At 72.0% G+C, this 16,192-nt stretch carries 16 protein-coding genes; 7 read left to right on the top strand and 9 right to left on the bottom strand.

What is annotated here, in order from left to right; genetic code table 11:
- Positions 1-10: 10 nt before the first annotated feature.
- The 3 genes from ACFYY2_RS06935 to ACFYY2_RS06925 form a co-directional block, all read right to left on the bottom strand.
- Positions 11-1,450 (bottom strand): ABC transporter permease, encoded by a 1,440-nt coding sequence (locus tag ACFYY2_RS06935; RefSeq protein ID WP_388737962.1) that lies wholly within the window; start codon positions 1,448-1,450, stop codon positions 11-13.
- A 147-nt stretch (positions 1,451-1,597) separates the two neighbouring features.
- The gene (locus ACFYY2_RS06930; RefSeq protein ID WP_388737959.1) at positions 1,598-2,866 is read right to left on the bottom strand and encodes an Ig-like domain-containing protein; all 1,269 of its coding nucleotides are present in this window, start codon (positions 2,864-2,866) and stop codon (positions 1,598-1,600) included.
- Between the two features lie 181 nt (positions 2,867-3,047).
- On the bottom strand, positions 3,048-3,449 hold the full coding sequence (locus ACFYY2_RS06925) for a hypothetical protein (RefSeq protein WP_388737956.1): 402 nt from the start codon (positions 3,447-3,449) through the stop codon (positions 3,048-3,050).
- Positions 3,450-3,558: 109 nt separating this feature from the next.
- Here ACFYY2_RS06925 and ACFYY2_RS06920 point away from each other — a divergent pair, with 109 nt between their 5' ends.
- Complete coding sequence (locus ACFYY2_RS06920; RefSeq protein WP_388737953.1) at positions 3,559-3,879, top strand: hypothetical protein; 321 nt, start codon at positions 3,559-3,561, stop codon at positions 3,877-3,879.
- A 52-nt stretch (positions 3,880-3,931) separates the two neighbouring features.
- On the opposite strand, the gene hutH is transcribed toward ACFYY2_RS06920, so the two are convergent.
- The 5 genes from hutH to ACFYY2_RS06895 form a co-directional block, all read right to left on the bottom strand.
- Positions 3,932-5,482: a histidine ammonia-lyase gene (gene hutH / locus ACFYY2_RS06915; protein ID WP_388737950.1), complete on the bottom strand. Its 1,551-nt coding sequence runs from the start codon at positions 5,480-5,482 to the stop codon at positions 3,932-3,934.
- A gap of 58 nt (positions 5,483-5,540) precedes the next feature.
- Positions 5,541-6,707, bottom strand: coding sequence for a diguanylate cyclase domain-containing protein (locus ACFYY2_RS06910; RefSeq protein ID WP_388737947.1), 1,167 nt, complete (start codon positions 6,705-6,707; stop codon positions 5,541-5,543).
- A 100-nt stretch (positions 6,708-6,807) separates the two neighbouring features.
- A complete protein-coding gene (locus ACFYY2_RS06905; RefSeq protein WP_388737945.1) occupies positions 6,808-7,620 on the bottom strand; it encodes an enoyl-CoA hydratase/isomerase family protein in 813 nt (270 codons plus the stop codon).
- Between the two features lie 161 nt (positions 7,621-7,781).
- Positions 7,782-8,990 (bottom strand): adenylate/guanylate cyclase domain-containing protein, encoded by a 1,209-nt coding sequence (locus ACFYY2_RS06900; protein ID WP_388737942.1) that lies wholly within the window; start codon positions 8,988-8,990, stop codon positions 7,782-7,784.
- A 153-nt stretch (positions 8,991-9,143) separates the two neighbouring features.
- Complete coding sequence (locus tag ACFYY2_RS06895; protein WP_388737940.1) at positions 9,144-10,013, bottom strand: biotin--[acetyl-CoA-carboxylase] ligase; 870 nt, start codon at positions 10,011-10,013, stop codon at positions 9,144-9,146.
- Between the two features lie 158 nt (positions 10,014-10,171).
- Between ACFYY2_RS06895 and ACFYY2_RS06890 the strand changes: the two genes are divergently transcribed.
- From ACFYY2_RS06890 to ACFYY2_RS06875, 4 genes are all read left to right on the top strand, one after another.
- Positions 10,172-11,752 carry an acyl-CoA carboxylase subunit beta gene (locus ACFYY2_RS06890; RefSeq protein ID WP_388737937.1) on the top strand — a complete coding sequence of 527 codons (1,581 nt, stop codon included), beginning with the start codon at positions 10,172-10,174 and terminating at the stop codon, positions 11,750-11,752.
- A 14-nt stretch (positions 11,753-11,766) separates the two neighbouring features.
- Positions 11,767-11,973 carry an acyl-CoA carboxylase epsilon subunit gene (locus tag ACFYY2_RS06885; protein WP_388737934.1) on the top strand — a complete coding sequence of 69 codons (207 nt, stop codon included), beginning with the start codon at positions 11,767-11,769 and terminating at the stop codon, positions 11,971-11,973.
- A gap of 107 nt (positions 11,974-12,080) precedes the next feature.
- Positions 12,081-12,209, top strand: coding sequence for a morphogenic membrane protein MmpB (gene mmpB / locus ACFYY2_RS06880; RefSeq protein WP_099174806.1), 129 nt, complete (start codon positions 12,081-12,083; stop codon positions 12,207-12,209).
- A 20-nt stretch (positions 12,210-12,229) separates the two neighbouring features.
- Positions 12,230-12,841 carry a nucleoside triphosphate pyrophosphatase gene (locus tag ACFYY2_RS06875; protein ID WP_388737931.1) on the top strand — a complete coding sequence of 204 codons (612 nt, stop codon included), beginning with the start codon at positions 12,230-12,232 and terminating at the stop codon, positions 12,839-12,841.
- Between the two features lie 15 nt (positions 12,842-12,856).
- Here ACFYY2_RS06875 and ACFYY2_RS06870 read toward each other — a convergent pair whose 3' ends face one another.
- Positions 12,857-13,294 (bottom strand): hypothetical protein, encoded by a 438-nt coding sequence (locus ACFYY2_RS06870; protein ID WP_388738620.1) that lies wholly within the window; start codon positions 13,292-13,294, stop codon positions 12,857-12,859.
- 413 nt (positions 13,295-13,707) lie between these two features.
- Between ACFYY2_RS06870 and ACFYY2_RS06865 the strand changes: the two genes are divergently transcribed.
- Both ACFYY2_RS06865 and ACFYY2_RS06860 read left to right on the top strand, forming a co-directional pair.
- Positions 13,708-15,462, top strand: a complete 1,755-nt coding sequence (locus ACFYY2_RS06865; RefSeq protein WP_388737929.1) for an acetyl/propionyl/methylcrotonyl-CoA carboxylase subunit alpha — start codon at positions 13,708-13,710, stop codon at positions 15,460-15,462.
- A gap of 94 nt (positions 15,463-15,556) precedes the next feature.
- Positions 15,557-16,162, top strand: coding sequence for a TetR/AcrR family transcriptional regulator (locus ACFYY2_RS06860; protein ID WP_388737926.1), 606 nt, complete (start codon positions 15,557-15,559; stop codon positions 16,160-16,162).
- The last annotated feature ends 30 nt before the right edge of the window (positions 16,163-16,192 follow it).

The following is a 16,192-nucleotide window of genomic DNA, read 5'->3' as shown; positions in this document are numbered from 1 at the left end:
GGGGGCGGTACTACGCGACGCGTCGCAGCGCGTCCGCCGGGCGCAGCCGCGAGGCCCGCCAGCCGCCGAACGCACCCGCGACCAGACCGCCCGCCACGGCCAGGGCCACGGCGACGGCGATCGTGGTGAGCGAGACCGGGGCGGTGAGCGCGATGTCGAGGGTCTTGGCGGCAGCCCGGCGGCCGGGACCGCCGCCGCCCATGGGGCCGCCCGTTCCACCGCCCGAGGAGCCCAGCTGGGCGGTCAGGGTGGGGCTGACGGCGGTCACGGCGTAGGCGCCGGCGAGGCCGACGGCGATGCCGAGGACGCCGCCCATCAGGCCGTTGACCAGGGCTTCGCCGATGACCTGGCGGGTGACGCGTCCGCTCTTCCAGCCGAGGGCCTTGAGGGTGCCGAACTCGCGCACGCGGCGGCTGACCGCGGAGGAGGTCAGCAGACCCGCGACGAGGAACGCGGCGACGAGGACGGCGACGGAGAGCCAGGTGCCGACGCTCGACGCCAGGCCGGAGGCGGTGGAGAGGGAGCCGGACACGGTGTCGGCGAGGTCCGCGGAGGTGGTGACCGTCGTGCCCGGGATGTTCTTCTGGATGGCGGACTTGACGGTGTCGATCTGCTGGGAGTCGGCGGCCTGGACGTAGACCGTGGTGACCTCGTCCTCGGAATCCGCGACGGTCTGGGCCTGCTTCAGCGGGATGTAGACGTTGGCGGCCGCGTCACCGCTGTCCGCCGTGGAGACACCCACGATCTTGTAGGCGGTGCCGGAGACGGTGACGGACTTGCCGACCGCGAGCGACTTCTCCTTGGCGTAGGCGGAGTCGACGACCGCGACCTGGGCGTCGGTCTCGGACGTCTCGAAGGTCCGCCCCTTCGTGATCCTGGAGGAGGTCAGCGGGCCGAGGTCCTGCTGGGTGACGTCGGTGCCGTACACGGTGAAGGAGTTGACGTCGAAGGAGGCCCCGCCGCCCCGGACCTCGCCCCGGGGCGGGCCGCCACCGGGACCGCCCTGTCCGGTGGCCCCCTCCTCCTGCTTGAACTCGCCCCGCTTGAACTGGCCGTCGACCTTCAGGACGGTCAGGCTCAGCCCGCCGACGGCGTCCGCCACGCCCGCCTGGCCGCCCACCTTGCCGACGGTGTCGGCGGCGAGCGTCTGGAACCCCTGGACCATGACCCGGTCCGTGCTCTGGGTGGCGTCCTCGTCGTCCTTGGCGTCGAACTCGAACCGGGGCCGCTCGGCGCCGCCGGAACCCGGGGCGGCGGCGGCCTTGGTGACCGTCATGTCCGTGCCCAGGCCGTACAGCGATTCCAGGACCTTGTCCTGGGCCCTGCTCATGCCCGAGGAGACCGAACTGACGATGATGACCAGCGCGATGCCGAGGGCGAGCCCCGAGGCGACGACGAGCGCCGCCTTTCTGCGGCGGCGCAGCTCGCGCCGGAGGTAGGTGAAGAACATGGCGTGAAGCTATGGAGCGGGTGTGATGAGGAGTTAAGTCTCCGATGAGATCGGCATGAGAACCCGGGCGGCGCACACGCCGAAGGCGGCGGCACCCGGGTCGTCCGGGTACCGCCGCCTTCGTACGGGGAGGGGGCGCGCTCAGGATCAGGCGGCGGAGCCCGCCGTCCACTGGGCCCAGTCCATGTTCCAGCCGTTGAGGCCGTTGTCGGGGGCGATGGTCTTGTCCGGGGAGTTCTTGACCACGACCACGTCGCCGACGAGGGAGTTGTTGTACAGCCAGGCCGCCGACGTGTTGGGGTCGCCCGCGCCCTTCGTGTCGGACAGGCCGACACAGCCGTGGCTGGTGTTCACGCTGCCGAAGATCGACTTCGCGCCCCAGTAGTTGCCGTGGATGAAGGTGCCCGACGTGGACAGCCGCATGGCATGCGGGACGTCCTTGATGTCGTACTCGCCCTTGCCGTCGTCGTCCGTGAAGCCGACGGTCGCACCGTCCATCCGGGTCTCCTTGAACTTCTCGGAGATGACCATCTGGCCGTTGTACGTCGGGTTGTCCGGGGATCCGGCGGAGATCGGGATCGTCTTGACCGTCTTGCCGTCACGGGTGACGGTCAGCGTGTGCGACTTGGCGTCGACGGTCGAGACCTGGTTGCGGCCCACCTTGAAGGTGACCGTCTTCTGCTGGACCCCTATGACGCCGTCGGCGCCCTCGACACCGTCCAGGGCCAGCTTCAGGGTGACGGTGGAGCCGCCCTGCCAGTAGTTCTCGGGGCGCAGGTCCAGTCGCTGGTTGTTGAACCAGTGACCGACGACCTCCTGGCCGCTGCTCGACGTCACCGTGATGCCGTCCTGCACGGCCTTCTTGTTGGTGATCGCCTTGTTGAAGTTGATCGAGACCGGCATGCCGACGCCGACGGTGGAACCGTCCTCGGGGGTGAAGTTCCCGATGAAGCTGTTCTCGGGCGAGACCGTGGTGAAGGAGCTGTTGGCGTGCGCCTGGCGATCCTTCGAGTCCGACGCGGTGGCGCTGATCCTGTACGTCGTCGAGCGCTCCAGCTGGCCGCTGGGCTTCCAGCTGGAGCCGTCGGCGGCGAGAGTGCCCTCGACGGCGTCGCCCTCGGCCGTGGTCATGGTGACCTCGGTGAGCTTGCCCTTGGCGACGGTGACCAGTGCGGCGTTGTTGATGCTCGCGTTGGTGGCACCGTTCTTCGGCGCGATCGTTATCTGTGCCTCGGAGGTGTCCTTGGCCGCCGCTTCGTCGACCTGCGCCTGTGACGTCTTCGAGCTGTCCGCGCTTGCGCCCGTGTTACCGCCGCCGTCGCTGCAGGCAGAAAGCACCAGTACGCCGCCGAGCAGTGCGGAGGCGGCCACGAGGCCCCGGCGCCGCTTGCTGTCCGTCATCACACGCTTCTCCATCGTTGCCGAATCCCCAACATCCCCGGACGGGGTCGCCCGACGGCGAACACCCGTCAATGCTCCAAGAACACCGCGACCGGGTCTTCCGTTCCACATCCGGCCCGGATGTGGGGAACACCACTCATCGACGCGGTCGCGACCGCGGTGGTTCCCGTCACCCGTGAGGAGTGCCCCGCGGGCGTCAGCGTTCCGTGATTCCGCCGCCTTCTTCGTCGTCCGTCTCATTGTCCTCGATCCCGTAGTGCGCCTCGTCCCCGTCCTCTCCGGCGGCCCAGTCCTCGGCGTCGGGGTCGTAGTCGATCGTCTCGCTGCTCCAGGAGGCCTGGGCGAGCTCGACCCCGGGCACCTGGCTGATCAGGTCGAACGGGTCGATCAGCGAGGCGAGGGCCTCAGCTGCGTCTTCCCTGACCGTCTCCTCGGCATGCGTACGTTCCTCGGCCGAGTCGCCGGCGGACGCGCCGGTGGCCGTGTAGTCGGCGGCGATGCTCTCCAGTGCCGTGCCGGTCAGGGCGTCCGCGTCGCTGATCTCCAGCACCATCTCCACGCGAAGCCGAACATATGAGGGTGTCTCCGATGCAGTCATATGCCGGAGCGTAAGGCTCCCGGGAGCCTCGGCTTTCCTCCGACCCGCTGCTTTGCTTAGCATCGGCGCACGGGGGTCAACTGATGGCTGTCGCAAGGGGATCGATTCTGTGTCCATCGCTCGTCGCACGCTGCTGACCACCACAGCGGCAGGCACCCTGCTCTGTGCCCTCTGGTTCGTCCCGTCCGCCAACGCGACCGACGGATCAGCGGCACGAAGCGGTTCCACCGGCTCCTCCGCCGGTTCCTCCACCGAGGTACGCCAGGCGTCCGTCACGGGGGTTTCCACGTCCGGAAACCCCCTCGCCGAGACGGGTACGGGCATCGACACCACGCCGTACCTCGTCGGCGGCACGGTCGTCCTGTGCCTCGGGGCGGGTTACGTCGCCCACGCGGTACGCCGGGGCGGCACGCCGGGCACCGGCTTCTGAGGTACGGGAGGGCTGCCGCGTCCCCCGGGGGACGCGGCAGCCCTCCCGGCCGTCAGGCCAGCGGCCCGGTGACCGGTTGCACAGCGGCGACCAGCCGGCCCTCCCGCACGAACGCGTCGGCACCGGCGAGGTCGGGGGCGAGGAACCGGTCGGGTCCCGGGCCCTCCACACCGGCGGCCCGGAGCGCCGCGATGACGGCCACCGACGCGGGCGCGGGCGTCAGACCCTCGGCGGCGCGCAGTTCGACGGCGCGGGTGGCCGCGTAGAGCTCGACGGCGACGATCCGCGCGAGGGCGTCCACGGCCGTACGGAGCTTGCGCGCGGCCGACCAGCCCATGGAGACGTGGTCCTCCTGCATGGCGGAGGACGGGATCGAGTCGACGGAGGCCGGGACCGCGAGCCGCTTCATCTCGCTGACCAGGGCGGCCTGCGTGTACTGGGCGATCATGAGCCCGGAGTCGACCCCCGCGTCGCCGGCCAGGAACGGCGGCAGGCCGTGCGAGCGGTTCTTGTCCAGCAGCCGGTCCGTGCGCCGCTCGGTGATCGAGCCGAGGTCGGCGGCGGCGATCGCCAGGAAGTCGAGGACGTAGGCGACGGGCGCGCCGTGGAAGTTGCCGTTGGACTCCACACGCCCGTCCGGCAGGACCACCGGGTTGTCGACGGCTGCGGCCAGCTCGCGGTCGGCGACGAGCCGCCCGTGGGCGAGGGTGTCTCGCCCGGCGCCGTTGACCTGCGGCGCGCAGCGCACGGAGTAGGCGTCCTGGACCCGGGGGGCGTCCTCCTGGTGGTGCCCCGTGAGGCCGGACCCGGCGAGCACCCGCAGCATGTTGTCGGCCGACGTCCCCTGACCCGGGTGGGGGCGGATGGCGTGCAGCTCGGGGGCGAGGACCTTGTCCGTGCCGAGGAGGGCCTCCAGGGAGAGCGCGGCGGTGATGTCGGCGCTGGTGTAGAGGTTCTTCAGGTCCGCCAGGGCCATCACGAGCATGCCGAGCATGCCGTCGGTGCCGTTGAGGAGGGCGAGGCCCTCCTTCTCACGGAGCTCGACCGGGGTGATGCCGTGCGCGGCGAGGAGTTCGCCGGCCGGGCGCACGGTCCCGTCGGGGCCCTCCGCGTCGCCCTCGCCCATCAGCGTCAGGGCGCAGTGCGAGAGCGGGGCGAGGTCGCCGGAGCAGCCCAGCGAGCCGTACTCGTGGACGACGGGGGTGATGCCCGCGTTCAGCACGTCGGCGATGGTCTGCGCGACCTCGGGGCGTACGCCGGTGTGGCCGGAGGCCAGGGTCTTCAGGCGGAGGAACATCAGGGCGCGCACGACCTCGCGCTCGACACGGGGCCCCATGCCCGCCGCGTGGGAGCGCACGATGTTGCGCTGCAGCTCCGCCCGCAGGCCGGTGCTGATGTGCCGGCTGGCGAGGGCGCCGAAGCCGGTGGAGACGCCGTAGACCGGTTCGGGCTTGGCGGCGAGGGCGTCGACGACGGCGCGGGCGGCGGCGAGGGCCTCGACGGCCGCCGGGGAGAGTTCGACCCGGGCGCCCCGGCGGGCCACGGCGACGACGTCCTCGGCGGTGGTACCGGACGTCCCCACCACGACTGTGTGCATATCCATATTCAGAAGCGTACGGACTGAAACCCTCTATGTCACCAGTGGTCGAGGGGGTGACCCCTTACCCCTCGTCCGCGGGTGGACTGCCGCGCAGCCTGCGGCGGTCGTGGGGCGACCTCGGCGGCGAGTCGGCGAGCCGGATCACGTCGCCGTCACGCCCAGCCACCACGGGCTTCGTGCTGTGCGCCGCCTTCGCGCGGTACTGCGCGGCGTCCGCCAGGCGGAAGAGGCGGCGCGCGGACAGCACCGGGCCGATCTCGTCACCGGTGGACGCGATCCCGCAGGCCACGCCGTCGCCGACCTCCATGGCGACGGCCCGCGCACAGAGCTCCTCCGACACCCGCACCACGTCGTCGGCCGGGGGTCCCACGGTCAGCAGGCAGAACTCGTCGCCGCCGAGACGGGCGGCCAGCGCGCCGGGGAGCATCGCCCCGCAGAGCGAGAGCACGGAGCCGAAACGTTCCAGCAGGCGGTCGCCGACCGCGTGCCCGTGCGTGTCGTTGACGGCCTTGAGGCCGTTCAGGTCGCAGACCACCAGACTGACCACCGCGCCCTCGGCACGGTGCAGCTCCAGCGCCTCGTCGAGCCGGATGTCGACGGCGCGGCGGTTGGCGAGCCCGGTCAGCGGGTCGGTGAAGGCGAGCTTGCGCACCTCCTCCAGCCGCTCGGTCTGCGCGATGCCCGCCGCGACCACGGCGGCCAGCACCGTCGCGAAGTCCGCGTCGTCCCGGTCGAACACCGGCACGCCCGCCCGGCGCGCCACGTAGAGCTCGCCCCACGCCCGGCCGTGCAGCACGATCGGCGCCACGACGCAGCAGCCCCGCCCGCGCCGGCGCAGCGCCGCGACCCGCTGGTGGCAGTACGGGCGGGCACCGCGCGCCGGGGCACCGGCGGCGGGAGCGCCGGCGGCGGTCTCCACCCAGGCGTCCGGCTCTCCGCCGCCCGCCCAGCGTTCGTGCAGGAACTCGGTGATCTCGGGGAACTGATGGACGGGATAGGACTCGTCCTCGGGGAACTCCTCCTCCCCCTCGGCCCGCTCCCCCGCGTTCACCAGCACCCGCAGCCGGCCCTGTTCGCGTTCCCACACGGACAGGGCCGCGAAGCTGCCTCCGAGCGCCTCGCACGCTCCCACGGCCGCCGCATGCCACGACTCGCGCGGCGTGTAGGCCGCCGCCATCGTCTGCGCCAGCGCAACCACGGCACGCAGCCGCGCATCATCACCGCCCATCGCTACAGCTTATGTAGGTTTGCAGCGAATTGATCAGTTGACGGCGCTGATGATCTTCGAATCGACCCTGTCCGCCGGAGCCGCCGGAGCCGTTCGCGGGTCACTCCCCCGGCCAACTGGGCTTCCGCTTCTCGTTGAACGCGGCGACACCCTCGGCACGGTCGCCGGAGAAGGCCACGGACCGCCAGGCCGCGTCCTCGACCTCCAGCCCGGCCCGCAGGTCCAGACCGTGGCCCAGCCGCAGGGCCCTCTTGGCCGCCCGCAGGCCCACCGGGGAGTTGGCCGCGATCCGGCCGCCGAGGGCGAGCGCCTCCTCGCGGTCCCGGCCGGCGTCGACCAGTTCGTCGACCAGGCCGAGCTCGCGCGCCTCGGCGGCCTCGACCCGCCGCGCGGTGAAGACCAGCTCGGCCGCGCGCGCGGCTCCGACCCGGCGGGGCAGCAGCTGCGTGCCCCCGCCGCCCGGGATCACGCCGACGGAGACCTCGGGCAGCCCCACCACGGCCGTACGGTCGGCCACGATGACGTCGCAGGCCAGCGCCAGCTCGAAGCCGCCGCCGAGGGCGAAGCCGTGCACGGCCGCGACCACCGGCATGGGGAGTTCGAGCACCCCGGTGTAGGCGGCGCGGGCGGTCGGCCGCTGCCTCACCAGCTCGGCGTCGCTGAAGGAGTTCCGCTCCTTGAGGTCCGCGCCCACGCAGAAGGCCCGCTCGTGGCTGGACGTGAGCACGGTGGCCCGCACCCCGTGATCGGCGCCGAGCGCGGCGCAGGCCTCGCCGATGGACACGGCCATGGCGGTGCTCACGGCGTTCATGGCCTTGGGCCGGTCGAGCACCAGCTCGGCCACGTGCTCCAGGCCCTCGTGCCGCCGCACGACGACGAACTCCCCGAACCTCTGCTCCGACGCGACACCCATGACTGCACCCCTCCGGTTAACGAGCGTTACCGGGATCCTAGGTGCGGCCGGGGCGGCCGTGACAGGGCGGGCCGCGGCCGGGCACGGGTCCGGGCCGGCGCGCGGGCGCCGGAAAGTCCGGAAAGTCGGGCGTCAGGCGTCAGGCGTCGGAACACCGGGCCTCAGGACGACGGCTTGCCCCGCCGCGCCAGCAGCCAGGGCTCGACCACGCCGAGCCCCCGCACCGGCCGCTGCCACATCGGCTGCATCCCGAAGCGGTACGTCGGCAGCGGCGGCTCATCGCCGGGGCTCCGCCCCTCCTTCTCCGCGAGCCGGGCCCGCTCCGCCGCGGCGTTGATCTCCTCGGCGGCCTGCGCCTCCGAGGCCGGGGCGTCGCCGGTCCGCACGACCTCCTGGGCGAACGCGCCGTCGACCAGCACGGCGTCCTTCGGCGCTATCGAGGTGAGCCGGCTGGCCAGGTTCACCGTCGTGCCGAACACGTCGCCCATGCGCGTGGTGACCGTCCCGAACGCCATGCCGACCCGCAGCGCGGGCATCGTGGTGTCCTGGGCCATCGCCTCGACCAGCCGGAGCGCGATCTCGGCGGCCGTGCCCGCGTCGTCCGCGGCGAAGAGGACCTCGTCGCCCAGCGTCTTGATGAGCCGTCCCCCGTGCGCGGCGACCAGATCGGCCGAGGTCGTCTCGAAGGCCTCGACCAGTTCGCCGAGCTCCTCCTCCTCCAGCCTGCGCGTCAGCCGGGTGAAGCCGACCAGGTCGGCGAAGCCCACCGCGAGCCGGCGGTCGACCATCTCCTCGTCGTCCGCCGCCTGCACGACCCTGCCGGTGGCGGCGGCCAGCTGGCGCCTCCACACGTAGACCAGGAACTCCTGCAGCTCCGGCAGGAGCAGCTCGACCAGGGGATACGTGACCTCGGTACGCGTCATGCCGGGCTCGGGCGGCTCCGTCAGCCCCTCCAGGAAGGAGTCGATCTGCCACTCGGCCAGCCGGGCGGTGGTCTGACCGGTCGACCGGGCGACCTGGATCGCCATCGGCTCGCTGAGCAGTCCGGCCTCCACGAGCCCGGCGAGCCGCCGCAGGGCCAGCACGTCGGCCTCGGTGAGCGCCTTGGCCTGACCGATGTCGGCGAAGCCCATGGCCCGCCAGAACCGGGACGCCAGGTCCATGGAGACCCCGGCGGTCCTGGCCGCCTGGAAGGGCGTGTAGCGGCGGTCGGCCCCGAGGATCAGGGATTCCAGCCGGATGGCGAGCGGGTCGTCGGTCGGTTCGGCCGTGTGGTCGACCTCGTGGTGCGGGGTCGAGTGGACCGGCCGTGCCGACGAGGGCTCCGCGCCGTCCGCGCCGTCGCCGGGAATAGCGTCGTCGACGGTCACCGGCCGCCTCCTGCCCGTTCCGTGCGCACTGCCCTGCCGATCTGTCGCTGGATCGCCTCAACGATACGGCAGGTGTGCCCTGGCTCACGTCCCGGTCACGCGGTTGCGCGGTGCGTCCCGCGAGACATCACCCGTATGTGCCCGGGCCCCGGATCAGGTCAGTCCTCCCTCCTCTCCGCGCAGGTGCACGATGTCGCCCGCCGACACCGGTTCCTGCACGCCCTCGCCCGTGGCCAGCACGAGCCGGCCGTCGCCGTCGATGGCGACGGCCTCGCCCACGACCGACCGGTCACCCGGCAGCTCGACACGCACCGTGCGGTCGAGCGTGGCGCAGCCCGCCGCGTAGGCCGCCTGGAGACCGGAGGCCGCGGCGTCGCCGTCGGCGTCGCGCCAGGACGCGTACCACTGTTCGAGCGACCGCAGGACGGCCCGCAGGAGGGTCTCGCGGTCGGTGGACACCGCCCCGGCGAGCGCCAGGGACCCCGCGTGCGGGGCGGGGAGCTCGGCCGCGCGCAGCGACACGTTGAGTCCGATGCCGATGACGACGCCGTCCCCGGCACGCTCGGCGAGGATGCCTCCGGTCTTGCGCTCCATGCCTCCCACGGTCACCAGGAGGTCGTTGGGCCATTTCAGTGCCATGTCGATGCCCGCGGCCTGTGCGAGGCCCGTCGCGGCCGCGACGCCGGTCAGCAGCGGCAGCCAGCCCCACCGCTCGGCGGGCACGTCGCCGGGGGTCAGGTAGACCGAGAGGAAGAGGCCCGAGCGGGGCGGTGCGGTCCAGCTCCGGTCCAGCCGGCCGCGGCCCGCGGTCTGCTCCTCCGCGACGAGCACCGTCCCCTCGGCCAGCCCCTCGCCGGCGGCCCGCGCCGCGAGGTCGGAGTTGGTGGAGCCGGTCGAGTCGACCACGTCGAGGGAGCTCCACAGCCCGCCCGGCCTCAGCAGTCCGCGGCGCAGCGCCGTGACGTTGAGGGGCGGCCTGTCGAGGTCCGACCAGCGGTTGTGCGGCGCATCGGAAGGTGTCATGCAACCCACATTAGGTGTGGCCAACGACGCACTGCCGAACCGTATCCGCGCCGATACGCTACGGGTCAGTAGCCAAGACCGCCGACGAGCAGCGTGCCGTCGAACACGCTGCTGGATGTACCAGCCGTCCCCGTGACCAGGCAGGGAGCCGCCACCCGATGTCCGAGCCGCAGAGCGACATCCACACGACCGCGGGCAAGATCGCGGACCTGCAGCGCCGTATTGAAGAGGCGACACACGCAGGTTCCGCCCGTGCCGTCGAAAAGCAGCACGCCAAGGGCAAGTTGACCGCCCGGGAGCGCGTCGAGCTCTTGCTCGACGAAGGGTCTTTCGTGGAGCTCGACGAGTTCGCGCGGCACCGCTCCACCAACTTCGGCATCGAGAAGAACCGCCCGTACGGGGACGGTGTCGTCACCGGTTACGGCACGGTGGACGGCCGTCCCGTCTGCGTGTACTCACAGGACTTCACCATCTTCGGCGGCTCGCTGGGCGAGGTCTACGGCGAGAAGATCGTCAAGGTCATGGACTTCGCGCTGAAGACCGGCTGCCCGGTCATCGGGATCAACGACGGCGGCGGGGCCCGCATCCAGGAGGGTGTCGTCGCCCTGGGCCTGTTCGCCGAGATCTTCCGCCGCAACGTGCACGCGTCCGGCGTGGTCCCCCAGATCTCGCTGATCGTCGGCCCCTGCGCGGGCGGTGCGGTCTACTCGCCGGCGATCACGGACTTCACGGTGATGGTCGACCAGACCTCGCACATGTTCATCACCGGACCCGACGTCATCAAGACGGTCACCGGCGAGGACGTCGGCTTCGAGGAGCTGGGCGGTGCCCGCACGCACAACACCACGTCAGGTGTGGCGCACCACATGGCGGGTGACGAGAAGGACGCCATCGAGTACGTCAAGTCCCTGCTGTCCTACCTCCCGTCCAACAACCTCTCCGAGGCGCCGGCCTTCCCGGAGGAGGCGGACCTGGGGACCACGGACGAGGACCGCGAGCTCGACACCCTCATCCCGGACTCGGCGAACCAGCCGTACGACATGCACACCGCGATCGAGCACGTGCTCGACGACGGTGAGTTCCTGGAGACCCAGGCCCTGTTCGCGCCCAACATCATCACCGGCTTCGGGCGCGTCGAGGGCTACCCGGTCGGCATCGTCGCCAACCAGCCGATGCAGTTCGCCGGCTGTCTGGACATCAACGCGAGCGAGAAGGCGGCGCGGTTCGTCCGCACCTGCGACGCCTTCAACGTGCCGGTCCTCACCTTCGTCGACGTGCCGGGCTTCCTCCCGGGCGTCGACCAGGAGTACGGCGGCATCATCCGGCGGGGCGCCAAGCTCATCTACGCCTACGCCGAGGCCACCGTCCCGCTGATCACGGTGATCACCCGCAAGGCGTTCGGCGGCGCCTACGACGTCATGGGCTCCAAGCACCTGGGCGCCGACCTCAACCTGGCCTGGCCCACCGCGCAGATCGCGGTCATGGGCGCCCAGGGCGCGGTGAACATCCTGCACCGCCGCACGATCGCGGCCTCGGACGACCCCGAGGCCACCCGCGCCGAGCTGATGACCGACTACGAGGACGCGCTCCTCAACCCGTACGTCGCGGCCGAGCGCGGCTACGTCGACGCGGTGATCATGCCGTCCGACACCCGGGCGCACCTGGTGAAGGGCCTGCGCCAGCTCCGCACGAAGCGCGAGTCCCTGCCGCCGAAGAAGCACGGCAACATCCCCCTCTAGCCACGGGAGCCACCATGATCAAGGTCGTACGGGGCAATCCGACCCCGGAGGAGCTCGCGGCGGCCCTCGCCGTGGTCCGGGCGCGCGCGGCGGCGGCCGTCGCGGCGCCGTCGGGCGCCCCGCTGCCGCCCGAGCAGTGGTCGGACCCGGGACGCATCGCCCGCGGCGGCACGCTGCGGCCGGGCCCCCGGTCGTGGGCCCGGACGTACTGGCCCTCCTGAGTCGACGTACCGGCCCTCCTGAGGCACGGCGGCCCCACGGGCCCGCGAGCGGCGCTTGAGTACCCGTACTCAGGCGCCGCGGCCGTGCCCGGAGCACCATCGGACGCATGCTGTGGTCCGACCCCGAGAACAAGCCCCCGAAGGAACTCCGCGACGCCCAGGACATGATGCGCCGCGCGGGGCTGCTGCTGGCCCTGGCCATGGTCGTGGCGATGTTCGTCCTGGGCACCCGCTGAGGTCTCCGGCCCCGCCTACGATGGCGGGTATGACTGATCAGCGCCGCCTCGTGCTCGCCTCCGCCTCCCCCGCCCGTCTCGGTCTCCTCCGGCAGGCCGGCCTCGCCCCCGAGGTGATCGTCAGCGGTGTGGACGAGGAGGCGGTCAGCGCCCCCACTCCGGGAGAGCTCGCCCTCGTGCTGGCCGAGGCGAAGGCCGCCGCCGTGGCGGCCCGCCCGGAGGCGTCCGGTGCGCTGGTGATCGGCTGCGACTCGGTGCTGGAGCTGGACGGCGAGGCGTACGGCAAGCCCGCGGACGGCGAGGAGGCCACGGCGCGCTGGAAGTCGATGCGCGGCCGGCCCGGCATCCTGCAGACGGGCCACTGCGTCATCGACACGGCGACCGGCCGCACGGCGTCGGCGACCGCGTCCACCGTCGTCCGGTTCGGCGAGCCGACCGACGCCGAGGTGGCGGCGTACGTCGCCACCGGTGAGCCGCTGCACGTCGCGGGAGCCTTCACGCTGGACGGGCGCTCGGCTCCGTTCGTCGAGGCGATCGAGGGCAGCCACGGCAACGTCATCGGTCTCTCGCTGCCCCTGCTGCGCCGGCTGCTGGGCGAACTGGGCTTCTCCGTCACCGATTTCTGGGTCTGACCGGCGGCGGGTGCCTCACACCGCGGCCGGGGCCCCGCCGGGACCGGCCGCGGTGTCCTGCGGTCCACGCCGGTCGAACGCCACCAGGGTCAGCACGATCAGCGCGAGGACGGCCATCAGGAACGCGAAGGCCGCCCAGCCGATCAGCCCCACCGCCAGGGCGCCCAGCACCCCGTGGACCACCGCGCAGGCGATGAGGGCGATCCTGCCGAAGCGGCCGGGTGCCCGGTCGCGTATCCCGGCCAGCAGCGGTATCAGCCCGCACAGCACGAGCAGCACGCCCGAGACCCCGCCCATCACCCAGGTGCCGGTGACCATGGCGTCGGGATCCATCCCCGCGAGCGACATGCTCTGGTTGTCCGCGACCGTCGCCAGGATGCCGTTGACGAGCACGATGCCCACGGCCTCCACGAACAGAACGACCGCGGTCACGAAGGCCACTGGTCTGCGCACCACGGCGCCACCCCCTGTTACCTGTAGTACGTGCGATAGCGCGGACCCTACTAACGGGTAACGCACCGGACAAGGGGTCGGACGCCTCCGGCCGCCCGCCCGCACCGCTCACGCGTCCCTCGGCGGGGGCGCGCCGTGCCCGCGGTCGCGCCGGGGCAAAGATTCCCTCGGCCGTTCGTAGGGAGTCCACAAAGAAACGCCGCGCGCCGTTGACCGTCCGGACAGAGACTTGGGCCACACTTCGTGGCTACTGTGCCGTTGAGGATGGCGGCGTACCGTGGTGCGACAAGGGATTTCGCGACTCGAGCAAGCCTCGAATCACACTCCGTGTGGGCAAGTTCACTATTGGGGACGGGTCGTACGGCCGTGTCGGTAGTCCCTAAACTCAGCTTGTTCTCAAGGAGGGAGTCATCGTGCGCAAGGTGCTCATCGCCAACCGTGGCGAAATCGCTGTCCGTGTTGCTCGGGCTTGCCGGGATGCCGGAATCGCGAGCGTAGCCGTCTACGCCGATCCGGACCGGGACGCTCTGCATGTGCGCGCGGCCGACGAAGCGTTCGCTCTGGGCGGTGACACCCCGGCCGCCAGCTATCTGGACATGGCCAAGGTGCTCCAGGCTGCCAAGGACTCGGGGGCGGACGCGATCCACCCGGGTTACGGCTTCCTCTCGGAGAACGCGGAGTTCGCCCAGGCCGTGCTCGACGCGGGCCTGACGTGGATCGGCCCGCCGCCGCACGCGATCCGCGATCTGGGTGACAAGGTCGCCGCCCGCCACATCGCGCAGCGCGCCGGCGCCCCGCTGGTGGCCGGCACACCGGACCCGGTCTCGGGCTCCGACGAGGTCGTGGAGTTCGCCGAGAAGAACGGCCTGCCGGTCGCGATCAAGGCGGCCTTCGGCGGTGGCGGCCGCGGCCTGAAGGTCGCCCGCACGCTGGAGGAGATCCCGGAGCTGTACGACTCCGCGGTCCGCGAGGCCGTCGCGGCGTTCGGGCGGGGCGAGTGCTTCGTCGAGCGCTACCTCGACAAGCCGCGCCACGTGGAGACCCAGTGCCTGGCCGACCAGCACGGCAACGTCGTCGTCGTGTCGACGCGTGACTGCTCGCTGCAGCGCCGCCACCAGAAGCTCGTGGAGGAGGCCCCGGCGCCCTTCCTGTCCGAGGCGCAGAACGCCGAGCTGTACGCGGCCTCGAAGGCCATCCTGAAGGAGGCCGGCTACGTCGGCGCCGGCACCGTCGAGTTCCTCGTCGGCATGGACGGCACGATCTCCTTCCTGGAGGTCAACACCCGCCTGCAGGTGGAGCACCCCGTCACCGAGGAGGTCACCGGCCTCGACCTCGTCCGCGAGATGTTCCGCATCGCGGACGGCGAGGAGCTCGGTTACGGCGACCCGGCCGTGCGCGGCCACTCCTTCGAGTTCCGGATCAACGGCGAGGACCCGGGCCGTGGTTTCCTCCCCGCCCCCGGCACCGTCACCCTGTTCGCCCCGCCCACCGGCCCGGGCGTCCGCCTGGACGCGGGCGTCGAGAGCGGCAGCGTCATCGGCCCCGCCTGGGACTCCCTCCTGGCGAAGCTGGTCGTGACGGGCGCGACCCGTGAGCAGGCCCTGCAGCGCGCCGCGCGTGCGCTGGGCGAGTTCACCGTCGAGGGCATGGCCACCGCCATCCCCTTCCACCGCGCGGTCGTCACCGACCCGGCGTTCACCTCGGACCCCTTCCAGGTCCACACCCGGTGGATCGAGACGGAGTTCGTCAACGACATCAAGCCGTTCTCGGTCCCCGCGGACCAGGACGCCGACGAGGAGTCGGGCCGCGAGACCGTGGTCGTCGAGGTCGGCGGCAAGCGCCTCGAAGTGTCCCTGCCGTCCTCGCTGGGCATGAGCCTGGCCCGCACGGGCCTTGCGGCGGGGGCGAAGCCCAAGCGCCGCGCGGCGAAGAAGTCGGGCTCCGCGGCCTCCGGTGACACCCTCGCCTCCCCGATGCAGGGAACGATCGTGAAGATCGCCGTCGAGGAGGGCCAGGAGGTCAAGGAGGGCGACCTCATCGTCGTGCTGGAGGCGATGAAGATGGAGCAGCCCCTCAACGCGCACCGCTCCGGCACCGTCAAGGGCCTGGCGGCCGAGGTCGGCACGTCGATCTCCTCCGGCGCGGCGATCTGCGAGATCAAGGACTGACGCTCGTCCTCGCACACTGGGGGCCCGGCATCCGCCGGGCCCCCAGTGGCATCCTGGGACGCGGGAGCGGACACCAGGAGGACACGCCATGGCGATGAGCGCGGTACCCACACCTGCCCGGCCGCTGCGCGCCGACGCCCGCCGCAACCGCGACCGGCTGGTGCGCGAGGCGCGGGCGTCCTTCGCGGCGCACGGCACGGACGCCTCGCTGGAGGACATCGCCCGGAGCGCGGGCGTCGGTATCGGCACGCTCTACCGGCACTTCCCGAACCGCCACGCCCTGATGAACGCGGTGTTCCAGGACGCGCTGACCGACCTTCTCGACCGCTCCGCCGAACTGGCGCACGCGGAACAGCCGTGCACCGCACTCGTCGAGTGGCTGGGTGCGATCGTCACTCATGCGGGTGAATACCGAGGCCTGGCGAGGGCCCTCATGTCAGCGTCCGGTGACGAGACGTCCGCACTGACGTCCTGTCATGTGCCGTTGCGCCAGGCGGGCGAGAGGCTGCTCGCGCGGGCCCGGGCGAACGGCTCGGTGCGGGCGGACGTGTCGATCGACGACCTGCTGCGGCTCACCAACGCGATCGCGCTGGCCACGGAGCAGACGCCGGCCGATCCGGACCTGGCCTGCCGGCTGCTGCGGCTGACGCTGCACGGCCTGAAGGCGGACCCGGCCGATCCGCCGTCCCCCGGCGACTGAGGGCGCCCTCCGGCGCCCACCGCCCGGTCC

It is taken from the genome of Streptomyces sp. NPDC001822, from assembly GCF_042892135.1.
GTDB lineage: Bacteria > Actinomycetota > Actinomycetes > Streptomycetales > Streptomycetaceae > Streptomyces.
This window is presented reverse-complemented; position numbering and strand designations above follow the sequence as displayed.

What these genes read in the sequence shown, in the direction of transcription:
- ACFYY2_RS06935 (WP_388737962.1), bottom strand. Translation starts at nt 1,450, where the DNA reads ATGTTCTTCACCTACCTCCGGCGCGAGCTGCGCCGCCGCAGAAAGGCG.
- ACFYY2_RS06930 (WP_388737959.1), bottom strand. Translation starts at nt 2,866, where the DNA reads ATGGAGAAGCGTGTGATGACGGACAGCAAGCGGCGCCGGGGCCTCGTG.
- ACFYY2_RS06925 (WP_388737956.1), bottom strand. Translation starts at nt 3,449, where the DNA reads ATGACTGCATCGGAGACACCCTCATATGTTCGGCTTCGCGTGGAGATG.
- hutH (WP_388737950.1), bottom strand. Translation starts at nt 5,482, where the DNA reads ATGGATATGCACACAGTCGTGGTGGGGACGTCCGGTACCACCGCCGAG.
- ACFYY2_RS06910 (WP_388737947.1), bottom strand. Translation starts at nt 6,707, where the DNA reads ATGGGCGGTGATGATGCGCGGCTGCGTGCCGTGGTTGCGCTGGCGCAG.
- ACFYY2_RS06905 (WP_388737945.1), bottom strand. Translation starts at nt 7,620, where the DNA reads ATGGGTGTCGCGTCGGAGCAGAGGTTCGGGGAGTTCGTCGTCGTGCGG.
- ACFYY2_RS06895 (WP_388737940.1), bottom strand. Translation starts at nt 10,013, where the DNA reads ATGACACCTTCCGATGCGCCGCACAACCGCTGGTCGGACCTCGACAGG.
- ACFYY2_RS06890 (WP_388737937.1), top strand. Translation starts at nt 10,172, where the DNA reads ATGTCCGAGCCGCAGAGCGACATCCACACGACCGCGGGCAAGATCGCG.
- ACFYY2_RS06885 (WP_388737934.1), top strand. Translation starts at nt 11,767, where the DNA reads ATGATCAAGGTCGTACGGGGCAATCCGACCCCGGAGGAGCTCGCGGCG.
- mmpB (WP_099174806.1), top strand. Translation starts at nt 12,081, where the DNA reads ATGCTGTGGTCCGACCCCGAGAACAAGCCCCCGAAGGAACTCCGCGAC.
- ACFYY2_RS06875 (WP_388737931.1), top strand. Translation starts at nt 12,230, where the DNA reads ATGGCGGGTATGACTGATCAGCGCCGCCTCGTGCTCGCCTCCGCCTCC.
- ACFYY2_RS06860 (WP_388737926.1), top strand. Translation starts at nt 15,557, where the DNA reads ATGAGCGCGGTACCCACACCTGCCCGGCCGCTGCGCGCCGACGCCCGC.